At 44.4% G+C, this 21,241-nt stretch carries 20 protein-coding genes; 11 read left to right on the top strand and 9 right to left on the bottom strand.

Translation table 11 applies throughout. From position 1 onward, the window contains the following. Nucleotides 1–62: 62 nt before the first annotated feature. Together BCT11_RS00785 and BCT11_RS00780 are read right to left on the bottom strand one after the other, a co-directional pair. Entirely contained in the window at nt 63–248 is a 186-nt protein-coding gene (locus tag BCT11_RS00785; protein ID WP_009706856.1) for a hypothetical protein, read from the bottom strand. A 175-nt stretch (nt 249–423) separates the two neighbouring features. Next, entirely contained in the window at nt 424–1,941 is a 1,518-nt protein-coding gene (locus BCT11_RS00780; protein WP_038881943.1) for a fumarate hydratase, read from the bottom strand. Nucleotides 1,942–2,480: 539 nt separating this feature from the next. On the opposite strand from BCT11_RS00780, the gene pabB reads away from it, so the two are divergent. Then, on the top strand, nt 2,481–3,842 hold the full coding sequence (pabB, locus tag BCT11_RS00775) for an aminodeoxychorismate synthase component I (RefSeq protein ID WP_102386854.1): 1,362 nt from the start codon (nt 2,481–2,483) through the stop codon (nt 3,840–3,842). A 76-nt stretch (nt 3,843–3,918) separates the two neighbouring features. Here the strand turns inward: pabB and BCT11_RS00770 are convergent, their stop codons facing one another. Both BCT11_RS00770 and BCT11_RS00765 read right to left on the bottom strand, forming a co-directional pair. Continuing rightward, entirely contained in the window at nt 3,919–5,619 is a 1,701-nt protein-coding gene (locus BCT11_RS00770; RefSeq protein ID WP_102386853.1) for an ATP-binding protein, read from the bottom strand. 6 nt (nt 5,620–5,625) lie between these two features. Then, the gene (locus tag BCT11_RS00765; RefSeq protein WP_039973765.1) at nt 5,626–6,165 is read right to left on the bottom strand and encodes a heme NO-binding domain-containing protein; all 540 of its coding nucleotides are present in this window, start codon (nt 6,163–6,165) and stop codon (nt 5,626–5,628) included. Nucleotides 6,166–6,281: 116 nt separating this feature from the next. On the opposite strand from BCT11_RS00765, the gene BCT11_RS00760 reads away from it, so the two are divergent. The 5 genes from BCT11_RS00760 to BCT11_RS00740 all read left to right on the top strand — a co-directional run bounded on the left by BCT11_RS00760 (nt 6,282) and on the right by BCT11_RS00740 (nt 12,449). Further along, entirely contained in the window at nt 6,282–6,881 is a 600-nt protein-coding gene (locus BCT11_RS00760) for a CoA pyrophosphatase (protein WP_054757283.1), read from the top strand. Between the two features lie 346 nt (nt 6,882–7,227). Beyond that, complete coding sequence (locus tag BCT11_RS00755; protein WP_045407198.1) at nt 7,228–8,481, top strand: aromatic amino acid transport family protein; 1,254 nt, start codon at nt 7,228–7,230, stop codon at nt 8,479–8,481. 97 nt (nt 8,482–8,578) lie between these two features. Beyond that, nucleotides 8,579–9,940 (top strand): L-serine ammonia-lyase, encoded by a 1,362-nt coding sequence (locus tag BCT11_RS00750; protein ID WP_038866452.1) that lies wholly within the window; start codon nt 8,579–8,581, stop codon nt 9,938–9,940. Between the two features lie 218 nt (nt 9,941–10,158). Beyond that, nucleotides 10,159–11,874, top strand: coding sequence for an EAL domain-containing protein (locus tag BCT11_RS00745; RefSeq protein WP_102386852.1), 1,716 nt, complete (start codon nt 10,159–10,161; stop codon nt 11,872–11,874). 107 nt (nt 11,875–11,981) lie between these two features. Further along, entirely contained in the window at nt 11,982–12,449 is a 468-nt protein-coding gene (locus BCT11_RS00740) for a GNAT family N-acetyltransferase (RefSeq protein ID WP_042605921.1), read from the top strand. 69 nt (nt 12,450–12,518) lie between these two features. On the opposite strand, the gene BCT11_RS28080 is transcribed toward BCT11_RS00740, so the two are convergent. Then, on the bottom strand, nt 12,519–12,656 hold the full coding sequence (locus tag BCT11_RS28080; RefSeq protein ID WP_181137859.1) for a hypothetical protein: 138 nt from the start codon (nt 12,654–12,656) through the stop codon (nt 12,519–12,521). Nucleotides 12,657–12,921: 265 nt separating this feature from the next. Between BCT11_RS28080 and BCT11_RS00735 the strand changes: the two genes are divergently transcribed. Further along, nucleotides 12,922–13,710 carry a LuxR C-terminal-related transcriptional regulator gene (locus BCT11_RS00735; protein WP_038882453.1) on the top strand — a complete coding sequence of 263 codons (789 nt, stop codon included), beginning with the start codon at nt 12,922–12,924 and terminating at the stop codon, nt 13,708–13,710. 83 nt (nt 13,711–13,793) lie between these two features. On the opposite strand, the gene queD is transcribed toward BCT11_RS00735, so the two are convergent. Then, nucleotides 13,794–14,156: a 6-carboxytetrahydropterin synthase QueD gene (gene queD, locus BCT11_RS00730; protein WP_038873519.1), complete on the bottom strand. Its 363-nt coding sequence runs from the start codon at nt 14,154–14,156 to the stop codon at nt 13,794–13,796. A gap of 483 nt (nt 14,157–14,639) precedes the next feature. On the opposite strand from queD, the gene BCT11_RS00725 reads away from it, so the two are divergent. Continuing rightward, on the top strand, nt 14,640–16,265 hold the full coding sequence (locus BCT11_RS00725) for a methyl-accepting chemotaxis protein (RefSeq protein WP_042602314.1): 1,626 nt from the start codon (nt 14,640–14,642) through the stop codon (nt 16,263–16,265). Nucleotides 16,266–16,452: 187 nt separating this feature from the next. After that, nucleotides 16,453–17,853 carry an asparagine--tRNA ligase gene (gene asnS, locus BCT11_RS00720; RefSeq protein ID WP_038882455.1) on the top strand — a complete coding sequence of 467 codons (1,401 nt, stop codon included), beginning with the start codon at nt 16,453–16,455 and terminating at the stop codon, nt 17,851–17,853. 93 nt (nt 17,854–17,946) lie between these two features. Here asnS and BCT11_RS00715 read toward each other — a convergent pair whose 3' ends face one another. The 3 genes from BCT11_RS00715 to BCT11_RS00705 all read right to left on the bottom strand — a co-directional run bounded on the left by BCT11_RS00715 (nt 17,947) and on the right by BCT11_RS00705 (nt 20,098). Beyond that, nucleotides 17,947–18,360: a hypothetical protein gene (locus BCT11_RS00715; RefSeq protein WP_045398146.1), complete on the bottom strand. Its 414-nt coding sequence runs from the start codon at nt 18,358–18,360 to the stop codon at nt 17,947–17,949. A 26-nt stretch (nt 18,361–18,386) separates the two neighbouring features. Beyond that, nucleotides 18,387–18,608 (bottom strand): hypothetical protein, encoded by a 222-nt coding sequence (locus BCT11_RS00710; protein WP_038873530.1) that lies wholly within the window; start codon nt 18,606–18,608, stop codon nt 18,387–18,389. A gap of 98 nt (nt 18,609–18,706) precedes the next feature. After that, nucleotides 18,707–20,098 carry a PLP-dependent aminotransferase family protein gene (locus BCT11_RS00705; RefSeq protein WP_102386851.1) on the bottom strand — a complete coding sequence of 464 codons (1,392 nt, stop codon included), beginning with the start codon at nt 20,096–20,098 and terminating at the stop codon, nt 18,707–18,709. 177 nt (nt 20,099–20,275) lie between these two features. On the opposite strand from BCT11_RS00705, the gene BCT11_RS00700 reads away from it, so the two are divergent. Together BCT11_RS00700 and BCT11_RS00695 are read left to right on the top strand one after the other, a co-directional pair. Continuing rightward, on the top strand, nt 20,276–20,506 hold the full coding sequence (locus tag BCT11_RS00700) for a hypothetical protein (RefSeq protein ID WP_038873536.1): 231 nt from the start codon (nt 20,276–20,278) through the stop codon (nt 20,504–20,506). Nucleotides 20,507–20,706: 200 nt separating this feature from the next. Further along, nucleotides 20,707–21,006, top strand: a complete 300-nt coding sequence (locus tag BCT11_RS00695) for a hypothetical protein (RefSeq protein ID WP_038873539.1) — start codon at nt 20,707–20,709, stop codon at nt 21,004–21,006. The last annotated feature ends 235 nt before the right edge of the window (nt 21,007–21,241 follow it).

Raw genomic sequence — 21,241 nt, 5'->3', positions numbered from 1 at the left:
CAAAAACACAAAAGCCTCTGAGAGTATCAGAGGCTTAGTGATTCTATCTGCGCTAGGGCAATCTAATCGTCTTCTATCAACTTGTAGATAACGAATAGGCAGACTTCTAGAATCAGCCACAACACACAAGTGATGGTGACGTATTTTTCATCGAAGATACTGATGCCGTGAAGAATCAAGTCGTAGCCAACAAAGCTACCGATCACAACAGCAAGAACTATTTGTAGAATTTGAATAAAACGAGGCATGCCGTCTCCTAATCATGGTCAGCATAACAGTGAGATTTGCTATGCCTATAAGTTTATATTTGATTATATAGACAAAAAGTGCAGCTTTCGCTGCACTTTTGTCAAATGTTTGCTAGGTAAATCAGCACTTTGTCACATTCTCCCAATTGAGACGTTCGAATGATGACCCAGTCTCTTACGCTTCCATCTCTTGGATTTTCACTTTCCAAGTGTCAGGACCGATCTGGTGAGCGTTCGTACCATTAGAATCGACGGCAACCGTTACAGGCATATCTTCGACTTCAAACTCGTAAATCGCTTCCATACCTAGGTCTTCGAATGCTACCACGCGAGCTTTCTTGATTGCTTTCGCGACAAGGTATGCTGCGCCGCCAACGGCCATGAGGTATACCGCTTTGTGGTTCTTGATCGACTCAACCGTCGCAGGGCCACGTTCCGCTTTACCAATCATCCCCATGATGCCGGTTTCTTCTAACATCATGTCGGTGAACTTATCCATACGCGTTGAGGTTGTTGGGCCTGCAGGACCTACTGCCTCATCACCGACGGCATCGACCGGGCCAACGTAGTAAATGAACTTGCCTTTGAAATCAACACCAGCAGGTAGGCCTTCGCCACTTTCTAGCATGCCTTGAATGCGTTTATGCGCAGCATCACGACCGGTCAAGATTTTGCCTGACAGAAGAACCGTTTCACCAGTCTTCCACTCTTGGACCTCTTCTTTGGTTACTGTATCTAAATTAACACGACGTGTATTTGCGCCCGCTTCCCAAGTAATGTCTGGCCAATCTTCTAGCTTCGGTGGCGTTAGCTCTGCTGGGCCATTGCCATCAAGCGTGAAGTGAACGTGGCGTGTTGCTGCACAGTTCGGGATCAAACACACTGGTTTTGAAGCCGCGTGCGTTGGCGCAGTTTTGATTTTTACATCAACAACAGTAGTCAAACCACCAAGGCCTTGTGCACCAATACCCAACTTGTTTACGCGATTGAAGATATCAAGGCGAAGCTCTTCTTCTGCGTTTTGAGGGCCACGGTCAATCAAGTCTTGAATATCGACGTGCCCCATCAGAGATTCTTTTGCCAATACCGCAGCTTTTTCAGCGGTACCGCCGATACCAATGCCGAGCATGCCCGGTGGACACCAACCTGCACCCATTGCTGGTAGGGTTTTCTCTACCCATTCTGCAATGTCGTCAGATGGGTTTAGCATCACCATCTTGGTTTTGTTTTCAGAGCCGCCGCCTTTCGCCGCGATTTGAATTTCAACTTTATCGCCTGGCACCATGTTGATGTGCACAACGGCTGGCGTGTTGTCTTTGGTATTGATTCGCTTACCTGCTGGGTCCATCAGAACCGAAGCACGCAATGGGTTATCCGGATTTGTGTACCCCTGTCGAACGCCCTCATCCACCATTTGCTGTACTGTCATGTCGGTTGAGTCCCATTGGACGCCCATACCGATGTTCACAAAACAGGTGACGATGCCGGTGTCTTGACAGATCGGTCGGTGACCTTCAGCAGACATACGGGAGTTAATTAAGATTTGCGCAATCGCGTCTTTCGCGGCTTGGCTCTCTTCTCGATGGTAGGCTTTTTCAAGGGCTTGAACAAAGTCTAGCGGGTGGTAGTAAGAAATATACTGTAGCGCATCAGCAACACTGCTGATGACATCCTGCGTGCGTATTACCGTCATTGCATGCCTCATTATTGTTATGCTTTGCTTCCATTATTGGCTGGCTTCTTTCGTGTTTGTTGAGCTTATTGCTCTAAATGAGCTTCGTTTTATGTGAACAAATTGTCGAACGGCTGATATCGACACACGATTAAATGAAGTCGCCTTCCATATAGTAAAACCACCTCAAACCCTTGTATAGAGGTAGTTTGGCGCTATACCCAAATAACCCCCATATACAAGTTCATAGCGGCGCCACTTAGAGAACTCAGTAAGTGAATCGTTGTAAAACACTTACGAAAGTTCAAACGCTAAGCCCTCTTAAAGCAGTGGCTTGCTCCCGAAGGGCGAGTTGCTTTGACTCGGATACAGTGTTGACGATTCTTGATTTAGACCCACTAAAACATACGAATCGTCGTCGCGTATGCGAACCAAATCATTCTCGCTGAATCATGTATCTAGAGATTATTTGGGTATAGTGGCGTTTATGATACTCTTGCAGCCCATGACATGCCATGCAGTGAACGAACTCTTTGTCACAATTTAAACAAATGAACAACATGGATACGCAATTGCTTGATTTTAAGGCATTGGATTACGCCGACGACCTCACCATTTCCCTATTTTCTCGTATCGAACACCAACCTTGGGCGATGCTTTTACGCTCCGCTTCTGAGACCCATATCGACAGCCGATTTGATGTGTTGGTGGCCAACCCAATCGCAACGCTAGAGACAGTCGCTGGCGATACGCAAATCAAAACAGACACGCAAGAGTACGCCTCTCAAGATGACCCATTTTCGCTGTTAGACGAGCTTCAAAAACAGCTTTTGCCAAACCTTGAGTTGGGTGCAGAGTGGGATCTGCCGTTTGTAGGCGGTGCACTTGGCTACTTCAGTTACGATTTAGGCCGTAGAGTCGAATCTATGCCGGAGTTCGCCGCCAAAGATCTACAAACACCAGATATGGCAGTTGGTCTGTATGAATGGGCTTTGGTTGTCGATCATAAGTTGAAGACCGCGATCCTTGTTGGCCAAAACACGCAAGCCGCATGGCAATGGCTGAACGAACAAGTACCTGGCACGGCAGAAGGCTTTCAGCTAGAAGGTGACTGGCAATCCAACATGACTCAAGCGTCTTACGCGACACGCTTTGATAGCGTACAAGAATATCTGTTAAGCGGTGACTGTTACCAAATCAACTTGGCGCAGCGCTTTAATGCTCCTTATCAAGGAAGCGAGTGGCAAGCGTATTTAAAGCTGGAAGCGGCAAACCAGGCGCCCTTCTCAGCATTTATTCGTATGCCAAAATCTACGCTGTTGAGTATTTCTCCTGAACGATTCTTGGAACTGAAAGACAACGTTATCGAGACCAAACCAATCAAAGGCACTCGACCACGCGGTGCGGATACCCTTCAAGACCAAGCCAATGCGCAAGATTTACAAACCGCAGAGAAAGATCAGGCAGAAAACTTGATGATTGTGGACTTGCTGCGTAATGACATTGGGCGTGTTGCTTCTCCAGGTAGTGTCCATGTGCCAAAGTTGTTTGATATTGAGAGCTTCCCTGCCGTTCACCATTTGGTGAGTACCATTCGAGCCAATCTAGATCCGCAATATTCCGCGGCGGATTTGCTTCGAGCTTGCTTCCCAGGCGGTTCAATCACCGGAGCACCTAAAGTCCGTGCGATGCAAATCATTGAAGAACTAGAACCGCATCGTCGCAGCGCTTACTGTGGCAGTATTGGTTATATCTCACGCCATGGTCGTATGGATACCAGCATCACTATTCGAACGCTCGTTGCAGAAAACAACAAACTGTATGCATGGGCTGGCGGCGGTGTGGTGGCTGACAGTGATTGTGCCTCGGAATATCAAGAAACCTTAGACAAGCTTTCGAAAATTCTACCAGCGCTAAAGTAAAAGTTAACGTGGAAGAAACTAAACTAAAAACGGCTCTGTTGTTCTTACAGAGCCGTTTGTTTTTATTCTACTAGCGCTATTCTTTGAGCCACTTACACATCACTTGTTCGATATCTGCCGCGGTGTAGGGCTTGGTAAGGATGTCATCCATACCAGATTCGATGCACTTTTTCCTTTCTTCTAACGTCGTCCCCGCTGTGAGTGCAATAATGGGATTGTTAAAGCCATCCTCTCTTAGGTGAACCGTGGCTTCATACCCATCCATCTCTGGCATTCGACAATCCATGAATATCAATTCGTAGTCTTTGTTTTTAACAGCCTCCAACGCCTCCAAGCCGTTATTTTTTAGATCGGGTGTGATATCGAGTTTTTTAAGCATTTGAGTGACGATGACCTGATTCATTCGAATATCATCTACAACTAAGATGTTTCTTCCTGCCAACTCAATTTGTCGACCGGTTGCCTCCGACCCGGCTAAATTTGCGGGCGCTTCTCCTCGTTTAAGCGGTACCACGACTTGGAACGTTGTCCCTTTGCGTGGCTCGCTGACAAAGCTGATCTGCCCTTTCATCAGATCGACAAGGTTCTTACAAATCGCCAAACCTAAACCTGCCCCTTCAAAACTGCGCTTTGTAGAGCGGTCAGCTTGAACAAAAGGATCAAACAACGCTTGTTGTGCTTCTAGCGGAATACCAATGCCGGTGTCTTCTATTTCAAAATGTGCAAAGCCATTGTTCCATTCGACACGCAGCACTACACCTCCTAGTTGAGTAAACTTAATCGCATTACCGATTAGGTTAACCAAGATCTGGGTAATCCGCTCAAAATCTCCGACCAAAAACTCAGGTATCCCGAGCTTTTTATCAATAGAGAAATGAATGCGCTTCTCGGCAGCTTTAGCCGCAAATACGCCAGTTAATGCATCCTCTAGCGCTTTCCAAGCAAAAACTTTATCGATGATTTCCATCATCCCAGCGTTCATCTTACTGAAGTCGAGCAAGTCGTTGATGATGACTCTAAGTAGGTCCCCAGAATGCGTAAGATTACTCAGGTACTGTTGTTGCTCATCCCCAAGGGCGGTCTTACTCAGCAGATCGGCACTGCCGAGCACACCATTTAGCGGCGTTCTCAGCTCGTGGTTGATCATGGCAACGAACTCTTTGGTCGCCTTCTCGGAAGCTTCGGCACGCTTACGCAGCTCAACCTCTCGTTCTAGGCTCAAGTGACGGCTAATAACGCCATGAACCAAGTCTGAAACCAACACCATTTGCTTAGAAATAAACTCCTGATCGACTTGATCAAGCGCAACAGAAAAGATCAACTCACCAAGAATGTTGGCGTCTATTGTAATTGGGAGATAGAGAGCATTCCCGTTCCAACGCGGTTTATTGGCGATAGGCGCATCATGCGCTAACGCCAAGTGTCCAAATTGATGCCGACGTAATGAGCTTAAACGCTCAGCTTCCAAATACAGGTAAGCCCCCGACACAACAGAGTTTGATGTCAGCTGTTCCAAGAAACTGGCAATCATGGTTTCATCGAAGGTGCTAGAAAGGAAAGTACGTCCGAACCTAATCAAGGTAGCATCGATTTGCTCTTCGAACTCGAATTTGAGCAGATCTTTCTCTGACTTCATCTCGAGCTTTTTTAGCGCCACACTTAACTGTTGGTTAGATTCATACAGTTCTAAACTCTTTTGCTCTAACAGTAATTCAGCCGCTTTACGCGACGCGATCTCTCGTTTGAGTTTCCTTTCTAATAAGGAATTTCCCGTCATATTTGGTTATTGAGCCTCCAGCCAAAAACGCACTTGGCTTCCATCTTCCGATTGATTCTGATGTTTAATTTTTATCGTTTCATTAAAGTGGTTCGCGCAGCCTTGAATCAAGCCCACACATACATGCGCCATGCAACGTGCGCTTCTATAATCAAACACCATTTCAGACTCAGCCTCACTAATAAAGTCAAACTGCGGGGGATTTGCATCGGGATATAGCTTTTTCACTTCCACGTGAATGAAATCCTCTACATGACGTACGAATTGAAACGTCGTACTGCATTGCTGCAAACTGGCATAATTCGGAATTGATTTGAGTAAGCTCTGGAAAACACATTCACCAAACACTTCTTGAAGCGTTTCTGGGGGGATATCAGACACTTTACTGAGATTAACGATCAACTTAACAAGGTCTCGATGGTCATAACTGCCTACCGAGGTGTAAATACCTTCGTCGTTAGATAAATCCAAAACCTGATCGAGAACCTCAAGACCAAACTTCTCTTCCACTAACTCCATGAACTCCGTGAAAATGATTCCTTTCATCGTATTCAGCTAACCTTATAGTGACGTCTTAAAATAAAGAATGGTGTATAACGCTATAAGTTTCAAATTAATATAATACGAATCCATTCGTCAGCTGACTTCTTAAGGACTCCGATTTGGTCATTGATAAAACGACATTGTTGCAAAACTTCCAATTCCATTTACCGACAGGCTATCACCACGAGTCTTTGGGGCGATTAGCACATTTGAAAGACACCTCACTTCGTGATGCCGCGGTGTTAATTGGCTTTGTTGAGAGAAAAGAAGGGATGCAAGTGATTTTGACCAAGCGAGCCGAACATTTACGACACCACCCTGGCCAAATTAGCTTCCCAGGGGGAAAATATGAGACGGAGGATCACACTCTTGTGAATACGGCACTGCGAGAAGCCGAAGAAGAAATTGGTATTCATGAAAAGCATATAAAGGTATTTGGTCAGCTGCCAAAGCTGCCAACGATTAGCCAATTTAATGTGACACCGTTTTTGGCCTTCATTTCTCCAGACTACACAACGCAAATTGACCCCAACGAAGTTGCCTCAGTTTTTGAAGTCCCAGCCAATCATATTTTAAACCCTGAAAAGCTGTACAGTTCAAAATTCAACCTAAGAAACACTAGTCATCGCGTCTTTGCCATCCCATATCAGCAGCATTTTATTTGGGGAATGACCGCACAGATCATCGAATCCATGCAAAAACACATCATTTCTAAGTAACTGCTTTATCAATATTAAGTTGACTTTAAAACCAAACATCATGTGCATCTATATTAATAAAAAGTTATTTTTCAAACATCAATTCACATTAGTTTAATTTGATTTTTATAAGGCAAACGCTTGCGGTGAGAAAAATTTATACAACAACCGCTTCAGATAAGTTTTTCTAATTTCACTCATTAGCAATTATCACGTGTAGCACGCCATTTTCGTGATAAAAAGCAGGTTTTTGACATATCATTCAATAAGCTCGAGCAATACATGATTTAGATCTAATTTTCCTAGTGCAAAATCTTGCAAAATTGCTCCCGACTTATTTCCTGTTCCCAAAATGAGTAACTCAAAAATGAATACAACTACTACTGCGGCTTCAACCGCACAATCGTCTAGTAAGTTTTCTTACAAAGACTTCACCTGGTGTTTGTCCCTATTTGGTACAGCAGTAGGTGCAGGTGTACTTTTCCTTCCAATTAAAGCAGGTGCTGGCGGTTTCTGGCCATTAGTTATCCTTGCTCTAATCGCGGCACCAATGACTTGGTTCGCACACAAATCTCTCGCTCGTTTCGTACTTTCTGCGAAAAACCCTGAAGCTGATATCACTGACACAGTAGAAGAGCACTTCGGTAAGACAGGCGCAAACCTTATTACTTTTGCATACTTCTTCGCTATCTACCCTATCGTACTTATCTACGGTGTTGGTATCACAAACACGGTTGACTCTTTCCTAGTTAACCAAATGGGTATGGAATCTATTCCTCGCTGGCTACTTTCTGGCGCGTTAATCGCTGCGATGACTGCGGGTGTAGTATTCGGTAAAGAGCTAATGCTGAAAGCAACATCAGCAATGGTTTACCCTCTAGTATTCATCCTACTAGCACTGTCTTTCTACCTAATTCCTGATTGGAATACATCAATGATGGAAGTGTCTCCAAACTGGGGCGAAATGCCTTCAATCGTTTGGCTAGCAATTCCAATCATCGTATTCTCATTCAACCACAGCCCAATCATCTCTCAGTTCTCTAAAGAACAACGTCGTGTGTACGGTGATGACGCAGTTAAGAAGACTGACTCTATCACTGGCGGCGCAGCGATGATGCTGATGGGCTTTGTAATGTTCTTCGTATTCTCTGTAGTGCTTTCTCTATCTCCAGAGCAACTAGCAACTGCGCAAGAGCAAAACATCTCAGTTCTTTCTTACCTAGCGAACGTTCACGAATCACCACTGATCTCTTACATGGGCCCATTGGTTGCATTCGCAGCAATCACTTCTAGCTACTTCGGTCACTTCTTAGGTGCTCACGAAGGTCTAGTAGGTCTAATCAAGTCTCGCTCTGAATCTCCTAAGAGCAAGATTGAAAAAGCGTCTCTTATCTTCATCGTTGTGACGACTTGGATTGTTGCTATCGTTAACCCAAGCATCCTAGGCATGATTGAAACGATGGGTGCACCAATGATTGCAGCTATCCTATTCTTGATGCCTGTATTCGCGATGCAGAAAGTGCCAGCAATGGCGAAGTACAAAACTTCAGCACCTGTACAGATTTTCACAGCAATCTGTGGTCTTGCGGCAATTAGTTCTGTAATCTACGGCGCTCTTTAATCACTGCTCTTTTATAAAGCATGATTAATCCAAGAATATAACGATAATAAAAAGCCTCCCAACTCCCCTTGGGAGGCTTTGTTCTGAGGTAATCGATATGATTAGTGTTTTTGATATCTATAAGATCGGTGTTGGTCCTTCAAGCTCACATACTGTAGGTCCAATGAAAGCGGGTAAAGAGTTTATTGATGACCTCCGTGCGATGGGAAAACTGCGCGACATCACTAAAATCACCGTTGACGTTTATGGTTCACTATCACTGACAGGGAAAGGTCACCACACGGATATCGCCATCATCATGGGTCTTGCTGGCAACTCCCCTGAGAAAGTTGATATCGACTCTATTCCGGGCTTCATCGCTCGAGTAGAAGAAACTGAACGCCTTCCTGTTGGCATGCACTGTCACACAGTATCGTTCCCGAAAGACGGTGGTATGAACTTCCATACTACTAACCTTGAGCTACATGAAAACGGCATGCAGATCCACGCGTGGATCGAAGACGAAAAAGTGTACTCAAAGACGTACTACTCTATCGGTGGCGGCTTCATCGTTGATGAAGAAAACTTCGGTAAAGAGATTGAGAACCCAATCAAGGTTCCTTACGAATACACAACAGCAGAAGAGCTCGTTAACCAGTGTAAAGAAAGTGGTCTTTCTATTAGTGCACTTGTGATGAAAAACGAACACTCTCTGCACTCTGATGAAGAGACTCGTACTTACTTCGCGAACATCTGGCGCACCATGCGCGAATGTATGGATCGTGGTATGAACGAAGAAGGTATTCTGCCTGGTCCACTACGCGTACCTCGTCGTGCAGCAGCACTTCGTCAGCAACTGCTTACTTCTGAAAAAACAACAAACGATCCAATGTCGGTTGTTGACTGGGTAAACATGTTCGCTTTCGCAGTAAACGAAGAGAACGCAGCAGGTGGTCGTGTTGTGACAGCACCAACAAACGGCGCATGTGGCATCATCCCTGCGGTACTGGCTTACTACGACAAGTTCATCCAAACCGTGACTGAAAAAGATTACATCCGTTACTTCGCCGCTTCTGGCGCGATCGGTGGTCTTTACAAACGCAACGCGTCTATCTCTGGCGCAGAAGTTGGCTGTCAGGGCGAAGTTGGCGTTGCATGTTCTATGGCAGCAGCAGGCCTTGCTGAGCTTATGGGTGGTAGCCCTGAGCAAGTATGTATGGCTGCAGAAATCGCAATGGAGCACAACCTAGGTCTAACGTGTGACCCAGTTGCTGGTCAGGTACAGGTTCCGTGTATCGAGCGTAACGGTATCGCGGCAGTAAAAGCGATCAACTCAACTCGTATGGCACTGCGTCGCTCATCTGCACCGACAGTTTCTCTAGATAAGGTTATCGAAACTATGCTAGAGACAGGTAAAGACATGAACGCAAAATACCGTGAGACATCTCAAGGCGGCCTAGCAGTAAAAGTTATCTGCTAATCTCCCAACCCCTCCCATCAGAAGCCCGAGCAACTCGCTCGGGCTTTTTTTCGCCTAAAGATTTTTCCCCATGTAAAATCTCTCTGGATTGAGCTTTATAAAAAAATCTAAAATTGTCACTATATCCAGAAGTTTAGGATATGCCCGTAGAAGGTCACATACCTGCTATCTCAATATTGATAACGTATTCAAAAATTAATCCTGGAGCGCTTTAACACATGATTAGGTTTGAACTTGGAAACCAAATCTGCGTTTGCTTGTCCGAAAAAGAACTTTCATTACAGCTCAATAACTCCATCCACTCTTCTATTCCCGTAAGCAGAATCGAATACTTAATCCTTAGCACCATTGCCGCTTTTGGGAGCTTAAACGCGCCTATTAGCCAGAGGAAAATCGAAAAGAAGTTGTCAGCGCAACATCACTTGATGTTGCCGGAAAATGGATTTAAGAACGCTGTTGCGTCCATAAGGAAAAAGTTCAGGCAACTAACAAAGAATCATATAGAGACCCAAAAGTCTCTCATCGAAAACATTCACCGAAAGGGATATTTTGTGCCATACGATAGCCAACACGCACAAAAAGATGGGCTTCTTCAACAAGCGAGAATCCACCAGCTAGCCGTTCATAGCGTAAGAATGGCCGCTGCTATTTGCTTACGTAGTAGAGCGCTATACCTGAATTTGTTGTGCTTTATTGGCTTTACCATCGCGCTGTATATTGCCATTTGTTTTTACAGCATCGGGACGATTGTTAAGCAAAACTATTTTGATGATGCAATGAACTTCGCACAAGATCTCGCTCAACAGAGTTGTTTTGGGCATGAAGACCAATTAAAAGGCTTATTTGATAATGTTCAATTAGTCGAGTCAGCATTGATGATCGACAAGCACAACATTCGCTGTCTAGTCACGCCAGAAGCAGTGGTCCCAGTGAACCAAAAAGACAGAGAAAGCTGGTTAAACAACGAAAGCTACACAACCCATTCGTTTTTATTTAACGGTGCACAAGTCCTCGTCAGAGTAAAAAACGTGAATGTATCAAATAGCTTTGAGAGCCATATGTCTCGCATGTTTTTGTCTGGCATGAAAGTGTGTACCAATACTGGCACAGCGCTAGAAATTGGCGATACCAACGGGCAATCGTTCTTGTATAACGTCAACGAAAACGGTTACAAAGAGGTGTATTACGTAAAAGGGCCTATTAGTAGCATCCTTGTTTTGAGCTTTATTCTAATGCTTGCCTTTAGACATAAGAAACTCCGCTCGTTAGCCACTTACCTTTGGGCTATCCGTCAGTTCAATCTCAAACTTGAACCTATCCACAACACATCAAATCGACAGAATATCCACTATGAAGTCCTGTCACGCTTTAAGGTTAAAAACACTCAAAAGTTTATTGAGTCATTAATCGCCAATGGATTTCTAATCAATCATACCTTATTGGTCATCAGGCTCGTGTATGGCAAATCAAAATCCTTACTCGCTCCTCTGAGTATCAACGTGTGCCCTTCTCTACTGGAGAAACGTAATTTCACACGCCTGTATCGCTTATTGGCTCAATTGGACTGTTCACTTCTGACGATTGAAATCACAGAAAATGCGTCGATGTACTACACGCAGGAGATCTTCAATAACATCAACAAGCTCAAAGCCATCGGGTGCAAAATCAGCATTGATGATTTCGGGACTGGTAACAACAATGTCGAGCTCATCAGTCAAATTACGCCAAGTTATCTCAAGATTGACCGTTTGTTTGTTATCAACCTGAAGCAAGACGACAAAAAAGTAGAGACGTTACGTCAGCTTATTGCGATGGGACACACATACCACTGTGCAGTCATCGTGGAAGGTGTGGAGACCGCAGAATGTGCCCATTTACTAACCACACTTGGTGCGCACATTCATCAAGGCTTTTATTATCCGCTTTGTCGCTAGCGACCTCTATTTAATAGCAAAATCCACACAGAACCAGATTGCGTCCTTTTAATGTCCACAACTATAATGGCGGTATTGTGTTTACCGCCTCTGAACAGATTCAGACCATGATCGCCATTAAACCTGCCAAGCTGAAAGATTTTGCCAGCTTGATGCAACTGGAAGTGCAAGAAGATCAAAAAGGATTTTTTAAGCCATTTGAACAGGCTTACCAGCAACGTAGTAAGTCAGAAGTGTTTTATACCATCTTTCATGACTATCTTATTGTCGGATATTTAGTGATAGACAAAGCCTTCGCCCAACACGCTCCCTTCGCCAAACGCCATGAATTGGGCTTAAGCTATCTTATGGTCGATAAGCGCTTTCAACAGCAAGGGATTGGAAAAGCAACGCTACAAAAACTGATGATCTATGGCTACGCGATTGACACTGAAAGCTGCTCTGTGTGTGCGACAGTATCTAGTAGTAATGACATTGGAATTAGATTGTTTGAATCGGCAGGGTTCGATAACACCCAAAAGACAATTTATGAAGAGAGTGGAAAAGCGCTGATCTTGCGTCATTCTCTGAACTGATAGATTAGGCATCGATGTTATTTATGTTGTAAAGGCAGGGTAATTAGCACACCTGCCTTCCTCCCAAAATCATACCGTTAAGACTTCAGCTTGCCAGCCGTAACCGGTGTACTCCTTTGCTAACTCTTCTGCAACAAACGCAGATACCACTACTTCAACCCATTTACCATACGCCCCTGCACGGTAGCGAAGCTTCATCATTTTCATTGTTACCCCTTCGGATGGCGATAAAATTAGCCAAATTTGAAACAGCTGCTCGCCAAAAACCTATACTTAAAGTCTGTGTATCTGCCTATAAAGGTGTAATATTTAGGTTTAGAATAGATCTTTCCCCACCCATTCACCAAATAGGAAGCATGTGCGTTATTCCAAGAAGTTCGAAATAAAGCACCGACATTTTGCAAAATCTGATAGTCAGAATGTAGAGTAAAATTACTGCATTTATAAAATTCATTCCGTACGAGTCGTTTTAATGGACAGTGAGATAGGTAAGACAATAGAAGCTGAAACTTTTGAAGCGCTTATGATGAGGCAAGCAACATCACTTACCTCCTCTGAAGCAGACAAGTGCGAAGTCAAACTTCGCGAATTCATGACGGAAGCCATGAACTGGTTCGAAATCGATCGAATGACCATGTTTCCCAACTCAATGCTGTTTTTCAACCAAGGGAAAACGCTTGCTGTCGCACGTCCACCACATAAAGTCGTCACAGCAGAGCAAGTCGGCATAGAAGACGCCGAGAGGTACCTTCGTCTTATCGGTAACTCGGAACAAACTCAGATTTTCAACCGAGCTTCGCTTGAAAGTAGTGATGTGGCATTACTAAGAATGCTGGCAGCACAAGGCGCATGTTGCCATTACACCATCCCACTGAGTCAGTTTGGTCAACGCTGGGGTGGCGTTTCATTTACTATTTTTGGCGAAAATCGTTGTGGTTTGAATGAAGCCCAATTGAATCAAGTCACATTTCTTTCGCAAGTTTGGCTTTCTTATTGGCAGCACTCTAAGTTGCATCGCAGCTTACACAAGCCAGACATGAAGACGAGTAATGAGAACAACAAAATGTTAAGACTAAGTCGTCGTCAATGTGATGTCCTCGGGCACATAGCCAACGGCTTGTCTGCAAAACAAATCGCGATAGCGCTTAATTTGAGTCCACGAACTATTGAATCTCACAAATACCGGTTGATGGACATGCTGGAATTAGAAACTCATTCTGAGTTAGTCCAATTCGCCCTACGAAACGGAATTGGGTACTGACCTCTTTTGTCTCTGATCTCAGGCTAACAAAAGAAAAAGGCAAGCCGATTGGCTTGCCTTTATTGTCTGTGTACAGAACGAAATTATTCGCCTTTGTAGATACAACCTGCGGTACAAGTTTCTTTGATCTCAACTTTACTCAGTAGCGGCAAACTTGGCTTAAGCTCTTGCCAAATCCACTTCGCGAGTACTTCACTTGTTGGGTTTTCTAGACCTTCGATATCATTCAAGTAGTAATGATCCAAACGGTCGTAAGTTGGTTTGAATGCCGCTTTGATTTCTGAAAAATCAATCACCCAACCTGTATGTGGGTCAACTTCACCCTCTACATAAAGACGAACTAAGAAAGAGTGTCCGTGCAAACGACCACACTTGTGACCTTCCGGTACGTGCGGCAGGTGATGTGCTGCTTCGAACATAAACTCTTTGTATAATTCTGTTTTCATCTTGATTCTCAGGCTTTAAAAAGACACGCAATACTAAGGAATTCACCCTTTAATGACAACCTTTATCAATAACATGAGAAAGAGGAAAACGATTCACTGATTCAGAATGATTAACTGATAAAAAACGGCAACCTCCAAGCATCTTGAAGATTGCCAAATCTGGAGATTCCAGAAAAATGGTTAGGAAAATGAAGTAGGGTCATACATACCCCAAACTTCCCTACTTTGACGACTCTAAGAGTACAAAAAAGAGATTACACGACCTCGGGTTAACAACCGGTTAAACAAGAAAAAATAATTGAAATTTAGGTCCCCCCTTCGTCTAAAAATTGGCGCAGCGCCAATCCATTGATTACACCCTACTTACATCACATTTACATAACCCTACGTTGTTTAGGGTCACATTCATTCGCCCTATCCATCGCTCATACCACGCTAAGCCCTTAATATTGTGGAATTCGTTCCAATTACACTTATAAAAATATGCGCTCAACGATTACCTTCAAACTGTTACTGGCACTGATAGTTGTCTTCACTTGCGTGTTAGCTGCATCGACTGGCTATCAATACTTTCAACAAAAGACACTTATTAATGACGTGCTGAGTGAACAACTACACGATAAGGCAAGCAACTACTTCGATAGCCTAAATATGATGATGCTCACCGGTACGATGTCGCAAAAAGAAACCCTACGACAAAAAGCGCTCGCTCAAGAAGGCATAGAGCAAGTGCGCGTACTTCGTGCTGATGCAGTCTCTAAATTTTACGGCGCTGGCGATGCGAATCAAAAACCGATAGATGACATTGACCAGAGAGCATTAAACGGTGAGTTGGTGATTGAGCCTTTCAGTGCGGATTGGGGGAAAGGCTTGGTAGTTGCACTGCCGATGAAATCAAGCGAAAACTATCGTGGTACGAATTGTGTGTCTTGCCATATTGCCCCAGAAGGCGAAGTATTAGGTGCAATCCGCTTGGAATACAACATGAGCCATGTGAATTCTCTTATCAATAAACAAGCCATGTTTGCGATGGGTATCATGTCAGTTATCGCGTTTGTGGGCTTTTTAATTACCATGGGATTGATTCGTAGAATCATCGTTAGGCCAATACAAATGACGTCGCGTTTTATGTCGAATGTCAGTGCGAGCAAGGATCTATCCATACGTTTAGATCATAAGCAAAAAGACGAAGTTGGACAGTTATCGGATTCTATCAATTCCTTTATGGATACGGTCTCACAAAGCTTGGACAAAGTTCAGGAAACATCGCATTCACTGGCGGGGTCCGCCGGACGCTTAACCGACGTTGCTCAATCTACCGATGAAGCGGCAGACAACCAGCAAGTAGAAACCAATGAAGTGCAAACCAATATCACTGACATGCTGCAACAACAAAGTGTCGTAGAACAAGCGACCGTTGATGCAACAACGTTGGTCAACCATACCGTTGATGTCGCAACCGCCAGTGCTGGTCAAGCGCACCATGTAAGTGAAGACATCAAGAACCTAGTGACCGATATCGACAAGGTGCGCGAGAAGATCACAACATTGAATCAACAAACCGCAGAAGTATCATCCATCCTGGGTGTCATCAAAGGTATTGCGGAACAAACCAACCTACTGGCTCTCAATGCCGCAATTGAAGCAGCTCGTGCAGGTGACCAAGGCCGTGGATTTGCGGTTGTCGCAGATGAAGTCCGTAACCTTGCTTCTCGGACAGCGCAAGCGACCAGCAATATAGAAAGCATCATCGTGCAATTTCAACAAGGTAGTGAAGAGTCGCTCACTTCGGTCGATAATGTGTGCCAGTTTGCTCATCAGCGTTCCGTCGATGTCGAAGCGCTCTCCGAAACCATGCGCGATGTAGTAGACGAAATGCATCAAGTGTTGAGACATGCAGAAAACATTCAACATCAAACACAAACTACGTCAGAGGTGAGCAAACACATTCAGTTGAAAGTCGACACCATCACAAGACACGCGAATGAAACTTCGCAATCTGCATCTCACACACGTGACATCAGCGTTGATTTGGAGCAGCTTTCGGAACGTCTAGAGCTATTACTTAACCAATTTACGCTGTCTGAGGAACAAAGGGCGAGTAAATAAGAAATTTCTCCCCTCCAAATTGAATATAAAGGTTGAAGCTGACGAATTGACAGGTAATATGTCCCGATGAATCTGTAAAATTCTATCCAATTCAACGCTTCGCTCGTTTTTTAAACAAAGCCGTTTAAAGCAAGCAATGTAGTAAGTGTTGAGTTGAATTTTTACCTCAATGGAGAATATTTCAAACATGACTTACGCGCCTGTATCAGACGTTTTGAAAGGTCAGCTAGCAGTAGACAGTGAAGTAACTGTTCGTGGCTGGATCCGTTCACGTCGTGATTCCAAAGCTGGAATCTCTTTCCTTGCCATTTATGACGGCTCTTGTTTCGACCCGATTCAGGCCGTGGTCCCTAATAATCTTAATAATTACGACGACGAAGTACTTAAGCTAACCACTGGCTGCTCTGTTGAAGTAACTGGTAAGATTGTTGCCTCTCCTGCGAAAGGCCAAGACTTCGAACTAGCCGCGACTGACGTTAAAGTAGTTGGTTGGGTTGAAGATGCTGACACTTACCCAATGGCAAAAACTCGTCACTCTATCGAGTACCTACGTGAAGTGGCGCACCTACGTCCGCGCACAAACGTAATCGGTGCGGTAGCACGTGTACGTAACTGCCTATCTCAAGCAATCCACCGCTTCTACCATGAGCAAGGTTACTTTTGGGTATCTGCGCCGTTGATCACAGCTTCAGATGCAGAAGGTGCTGGTGAAATGTTCCGCGTATCTACGCTAGACATGGAAAACCTACCTCGTACTGACGCTGGTAAAGTGGACTACAACGAAGACTTCTTCGGTAAAGAGACGTTCCTAACCGTATCTGGCCAGCTAAACGCAGAAGCTTACGCTTGTGCACTAAGTAAAGTTTACACGTTCGGTCCAACTTTCCGCGCTGAAAACTCAAACACCAGCCGCCACCTAGCGGAATTCTGGATGGTTGAACCTGAAGTTGCGTTCGCAGAACTGGATGACGTAGCGAAACTGGCTGAAGACATGCTGAAATTCGTGTTCAAAGCGGTTCTTGCTGAGTGTCGTGATGACCTTGAGTTCTTTGCTCAACGCATCGACAAAGAAGCAATCACTCGTCTAGAGCAATTCGTTTCTTCTGACTTCGCACAAGTAGACTACACTGACGCAATCCAGATCCTTCTTGATTCAGGTCGTGAATTCGAATTCCCAGTTGAATGGGGTATCGATATGTCTTCTGAGCACGAGCGTTTCCTTGCGGAAGAGCACTTCAAAGCGCCAGTAATCGTGAAGAACTACCCGAAAGACATCAAAGCATTCTACATGCGTGCTAACGATGACGGTAAGACGGTAGCTGCAATGGACGTACTAGCACCGGGCATCGGTGAGATCATCGGTGGTTCTCAGCGTGAAGAACGTTTAGACATCCTAGACGAGCGCATGCGTGAAGTGGGTATCGACCCAGAGCACATGAGCTGGTACCGCGACCTGCGTAAATACGGCACAGTGCCACACGCTGGCTTTGGTCTAGGCTTTGAGCGTTTAGTCTCTTACGTGACTGGTATGGGCAACGTACGTGACGTTATCCCGTTCCCACGTACACCTCGCTCTGCGAACTTCTAATCACTGCTGAGTGATAAAGAATTAAAAAAGACCTCCCTTGTGGAGGTCTTTTATTTTGTCGCGGATCTCACAGATAGGTTCCGTTGCCAACTACTATAAATTCAACTTAACGCTCATCACACTGGCTGATTCTGTCACTGTTGGGTTGTTGTTCTCGTCATTGACCACCGTATGCTGATAAACACCACCAATCAAAATAGGTTTTTCAATCTCTTTTTGTTTGATCAACAATGACGTACTAATTTGATTTGTTGCATGCTGAGTCTTACTAGACTTAATCACCGAGACATCTAACTGGTAGTCAGGGTGAAGTTTCCGTACCAAGCCAGATAAATCGATACGCTCTTTATCATTATCGACATGAGCCTCGAAATGATTATCGGCTTGTATCTCCGCAGTCAATTTTGAGTGATCATAGACTAGGGTAACCGACTTAGGTTCTACATCTTGTTTCGCTGAGCACCCAAAGGCGATCATAGATAACGCAAGCAACCATGCACTCTTCATTCTCTCTTCCTAAATTTTTCATGATTTTACTGCTCTCCATCCCCTTCTCTATCTGCATGTTCTGCGTACTTAACGCCCAACACACATAAGCCAAACATAATGAAAGGGATCACGGCCGCGGTGTACTCTGTCCAAGCCATATGCGAGAAAGACTTCGCCAAAATAAGGTGCGCAAATACCAACAGAAATGCGCTAAAAATAGCAACAGCTATCAATCTTACTTCATGTTTTACCAACTGTTTTTTCATTGTCACTCCAACATTGCAATTACTCTACAATCGATTGAAGCACATGACCGGTAAACCGCTTTAGTACAGTTAGGCCAAAAAAACGTTAAACAGTTCCTTTAGTGAAGTAAGTCACCCAATTTGCATATAGCCTGTTTTAGGTTTTCATCAACAGGCAGCGAGGTGTTCAGCCTTAGATAGTCTTGATACTGGTCATCAACAGAGAAAAGCTTGCCATACGCCATCGTCACGTTATCAGTGATGAGAGCTTGGTAAACGGCCTTACCATTCAAACTTGGAGGTAATTTAAGCCACATGAAGTACCCGCCTTGAGGAAGACAATAGTCAACGGATTTAGGTAAGTATCTATCTATTAAAGCCACAAACTTTGTTTGGCGTAACTGTAATTCTTTGCGCAGCTTTCTAAGATGATTGTCATAGCTGTCATTTTGCAGATAGTGCGCCACGCCTTGTTGAATAGGAGCACTGCCCGACAAGGTCGACATGAGTTGAAGTTTTTGAATCGGCTCGTTAAAGCGTTTATTTACTACCCAACCTAACCGATAACCAGGGCATAAGCTTTTCGAAAATGAACCGCAATGCAGCACTCGATCCTGAGTATCAAACGATTTTAAAGGCGCAGGTTTCGTCTCTGAAAAATACAACTCTGAATAAACATCATCCTCTACTACATACACATCGTAACGATTTGCCAACTCAACGATGCCTTGCTTTTGCAAGTCATTAAGGGAAGTTCCGGTCGGATTATGGAAATTGGTCATTAGCCAACAAGCACGCACATCATGATTGGCAAACACAGCCTCTATTTGCTCAAGCGAATGACCATCCTTAGCATCCACACGGACTGTTATCGCGTTTAAGCCCAATCGCTCGATCGCTTGAAGTGCCCCATAGAAAGTCGGAGTTTCAATTACAACCGTATCTCCAGGTCGAGTCACTGCTTGAAGGCTCAAATTTAACGCTTCCATCGCGCCAGAGGTAATGACAATATCGTCATGACTCAACACAAGTCCCTGCTGAATATAACGCTGTGCAATTAAACGGCGCAACGATTCACTGCCTGGAGGAAGATTATCAAGTAGTGTCTCTGGCCCCATTTTGCGGCCTGAACTGGCTAGGTTGCGGTTAAGCGCATCCAGAGGAAACAACGTCGGATCAGGAAATGCCGATCCAAGCTTAATACTCTCTGGCGCAGACTGGTGTTTAAGGAACTCATACAACTCATCGTTTACCGAAGTGCGATAGAGACTCTTATCTAGGTCATTCGGTTCTAAACGTTCCAGTTCCGCCGTAACAAAATAGCCAGACTGAGGTTTAGCGCTCACCCAACCTTGCGCCTCTAGCAGTTGATACGCCTGTAAGACCGTCCCTGCACTAACATTGTGATTGCGGCTGGTGACACGCACTGAAGGGAGCTTCTCCCCTGCTCTCCATGTATTTTGCTGAATTTGAATTTTGAACAATTCAGCGAGTTGGCGGTATCGGTTCATGTTTCCCTCATTCATCACTACCGAGGCACCTTAGCATACTTCACGCCCGCAATCCGATATCACCACTATCAAAGTCGTAACGTAATTAATCAATCTTAGTGATACCAATTCGCTATACGAAATGAGAATTTATGTTCCATACTTTCAAAGGCATGAAAATCAACACGGGAGGAAATGATGAAAATGTTTACGATGGATGACCTCTCATACCGAGGTGTACACCAAGGCGTTCATAGCTGGGATCACCCAGAAGGAAGTAACCCATATTATTGGCATCCAGATTGGCTACATATTGCAGAAGATGCACTCGGAGTCCACCCAAAAGCGGACTTAGACGTTCCAATTGGTGAAACGGCAACTGAAGAACACGCTAAAGCGGCTATCATCAAGCATTTGAATGGTCAGTAAACCGAGCTAAGCACCTAATTTAAATAGGGTTACTATCAGAAAAAGTACTTTAACTGACCTGAATGAGAGCTGTGCAGCGGAATCGATTATTTATCAACAAGATTAATAGATAGTTGTCACATTATTTTCGATGACATCTGTTACATTTATAGAGTAATGGTGATGCACACCTCAACTCATGACTATGAGAGACGATAATAATGACTAAGTACAACGAAAACGACATCCAATACAAAGGCGAAACCAACGGTGTTCATGCATGGAGCACACCATCAGGTCAACCTTATTACTGGCACCCAGATTGGTTGCACGTGGCTGAAGACGCAACGGGTTCTCACCCTAAGCAAAAAATTGAAGTTGAAACATCAGAAGCGCCGACTGAAAAACATGCGTTAAAAGCTATTCTAAAACACATGAATGACTGGGCAACAGGCAAACTGTCTTCTAACCCAGACATCGAAACCAACGCTGTAGAATCAGAAATGAATCTGAAGAAGTAAACTTAGCGATTCCTGATAGAGCCCCGCATGGACGGGGCTAATTATATGGTCCGCCTCACTCTCAAGCCCTACGCTTAGAGTAGGCTCTCAGAACGAGGTGAACCATATGTCTACCATTCACATCTTAGGTATCGATTTAGGCAAGCACTGCTTTCATGCGGTTGGAATCACACTGGCAAAGACGTTATTCGCCGTAAGTTTAGTCGAAGCCAACTACTCCGTTTCTTATCTGTAC

This window comes from Vibrio sp. 10N.222.52.B12 (assembly GCF_002875385.1).
Classification (GTDB): domain Bacteria; phylum Pseudomonadota; class Gammaproteobacteria; order Enterobacterales; family Vibrionaceae; genus Vibrio; species Vibrio jasicida.
This window is presented reverse-complemented; position numbering and strand designations above follow the sequence as displayed.

What these genes read in the sequence shown, in the direction of transcription:
- BCT11_RS00695 (WP_038873539.1), top strand. Translation starts at nt 20,707, where the DNA reads ATGACTAAGTACAACGAAAACGACATCCAATACAAAGGCGAAACCAAC.
- BCT11_RS00710 (WP_038873530.1), bottom strand. Translation starts at nt 18,608, where the DNA reads ATGAAAAAACAGTTGGTAAAACATGAAGTAAGATTGATAGCTGTTGCT.
- BCT11_RS00745 (WP_102386852.1), top strand. Translation starts at nt 10,159, where the DNA reads ATGATTAGGTTTGAACTTGGAAACCAAATCTGCGTTTGCTTGTCCGAA.
- BCT11_RS00755 (WP_045407198.1), top strand. Translation starts at nt 7,228, where the DNA reads ATGAATACAACTACTACTGCGGCTTCAACCGCACAATCGTCTAGTAAG.
- BCT11_RS00735 (WP_038882453.1), top strand. Translation starts at nt 12,922, where the DNA reads ATGGACAGTGAGATAGGTAAGACAATAGAAGCTGAAACTTTTGAAGCG.
- asnS (WP_038882455.1), top strand. Translation starts at nt 16,453, where the DNA reads ATGACTTACGCGCCTGTATCAGACGTTTTGAAAGGTCAGCTAGCAGTA.
- BCT11_RS00705 (WP_102386851.1), bottom strand. Translation starts at nt 20,098, where the DNA reads ATGAACCGATACCGCCAACTCGCTGAATTGTTCAAAATTCAAATTCAG.
- pabB (WP_102386854.1), top strand. Translation starts at nt 2,481, where the DNA reads ATGGATACGCAATTGCTTGATTTTAAGGCATTGGATTACGCCGACGAC.
- BCT11_RS00750 (WP_038866452.1), top strand. Translation starts at nt 8,579, where the DNA reads ATGATTAGTGTTTTTGATATCTATAAGATCGGTGTTGGTCCTTCAAGC.
- BCT11_RS00785 (WP_009706856.1), bottom strand. Translation starts at nt 248, where the DNA reads ATGCCTCGTTTTATTCAAATTCTACAAATAGTTCTTGCTGTTGTGATC.
- BCT11_RS00700 (WP_038873536.1), top strand. Translation starts at nt 20,276, where the DNA reads ATGAAAATGTTTACGATGGATGACCTCTCATACCGAGGTGTACACCAA.
- BCT11_RS00740 (WP_042605921.1), top strand. Translation starts at nt 11,982, where the DNA reads ATGATCGCCATTAAACCTGCCAAGCTGAAAGATTTTGCCAGCTTGATG.
- queD (WP_038873519.1), bottom strand. Translation starts at nt 14,156, where the DNA reads ATGAAAACAGAATTATACAAAGAGTTTATGTTCGAAGCAGCACATCAC.
- BCT11_RS00725 (WP_042602314.1), top strand. Translation starts at nt 14,640, where the DNA reads ATGCGCTCAACGATTACCTTCAAACTGTTACTGGCACTGATAGTTGTC.
- BCT11_RS00715 (WP_045398146.1), bottom strand. Translation starts at nt 18,360, where the DNA reads ATGAAGAGTGCATGGTTGCTTGCGTTATCTATGATCGCCTTTGGGTGC.
- BCT11_RS00765 (WP_039973765.1), bottom strand. Translation starts at nt 6,165, where the DNA reads ATGAAAGGAATCATTTTCACGGAGTTCATGGAGTTAGTGGAAGAGAAG.
- BCT11_RS28080 (WP_181137859.1), bottom strand. Translation starts at nt 12,656, where the DNA reads ATGAAAATGATGAAGCTTCGCTACCGTGCAGGGGCGTATGGTAAATGG.
- BCT11_RS00770 (WP_102386853.1), bottom strand. Translation starts at nt 5,619, where the DNA reads ATGACGGGAAATTCCTTATTAGAAAGGAAACTCAAACGAGAGATCGCG.
- BCT11_RS00780 (WP_038881943.1), bottom strand. Translation starts at nt 1,941, where the DNA reads ATGACGGTAATACGCACGCAGGATGTCATCAGCAGTGTTGCTGATGCG.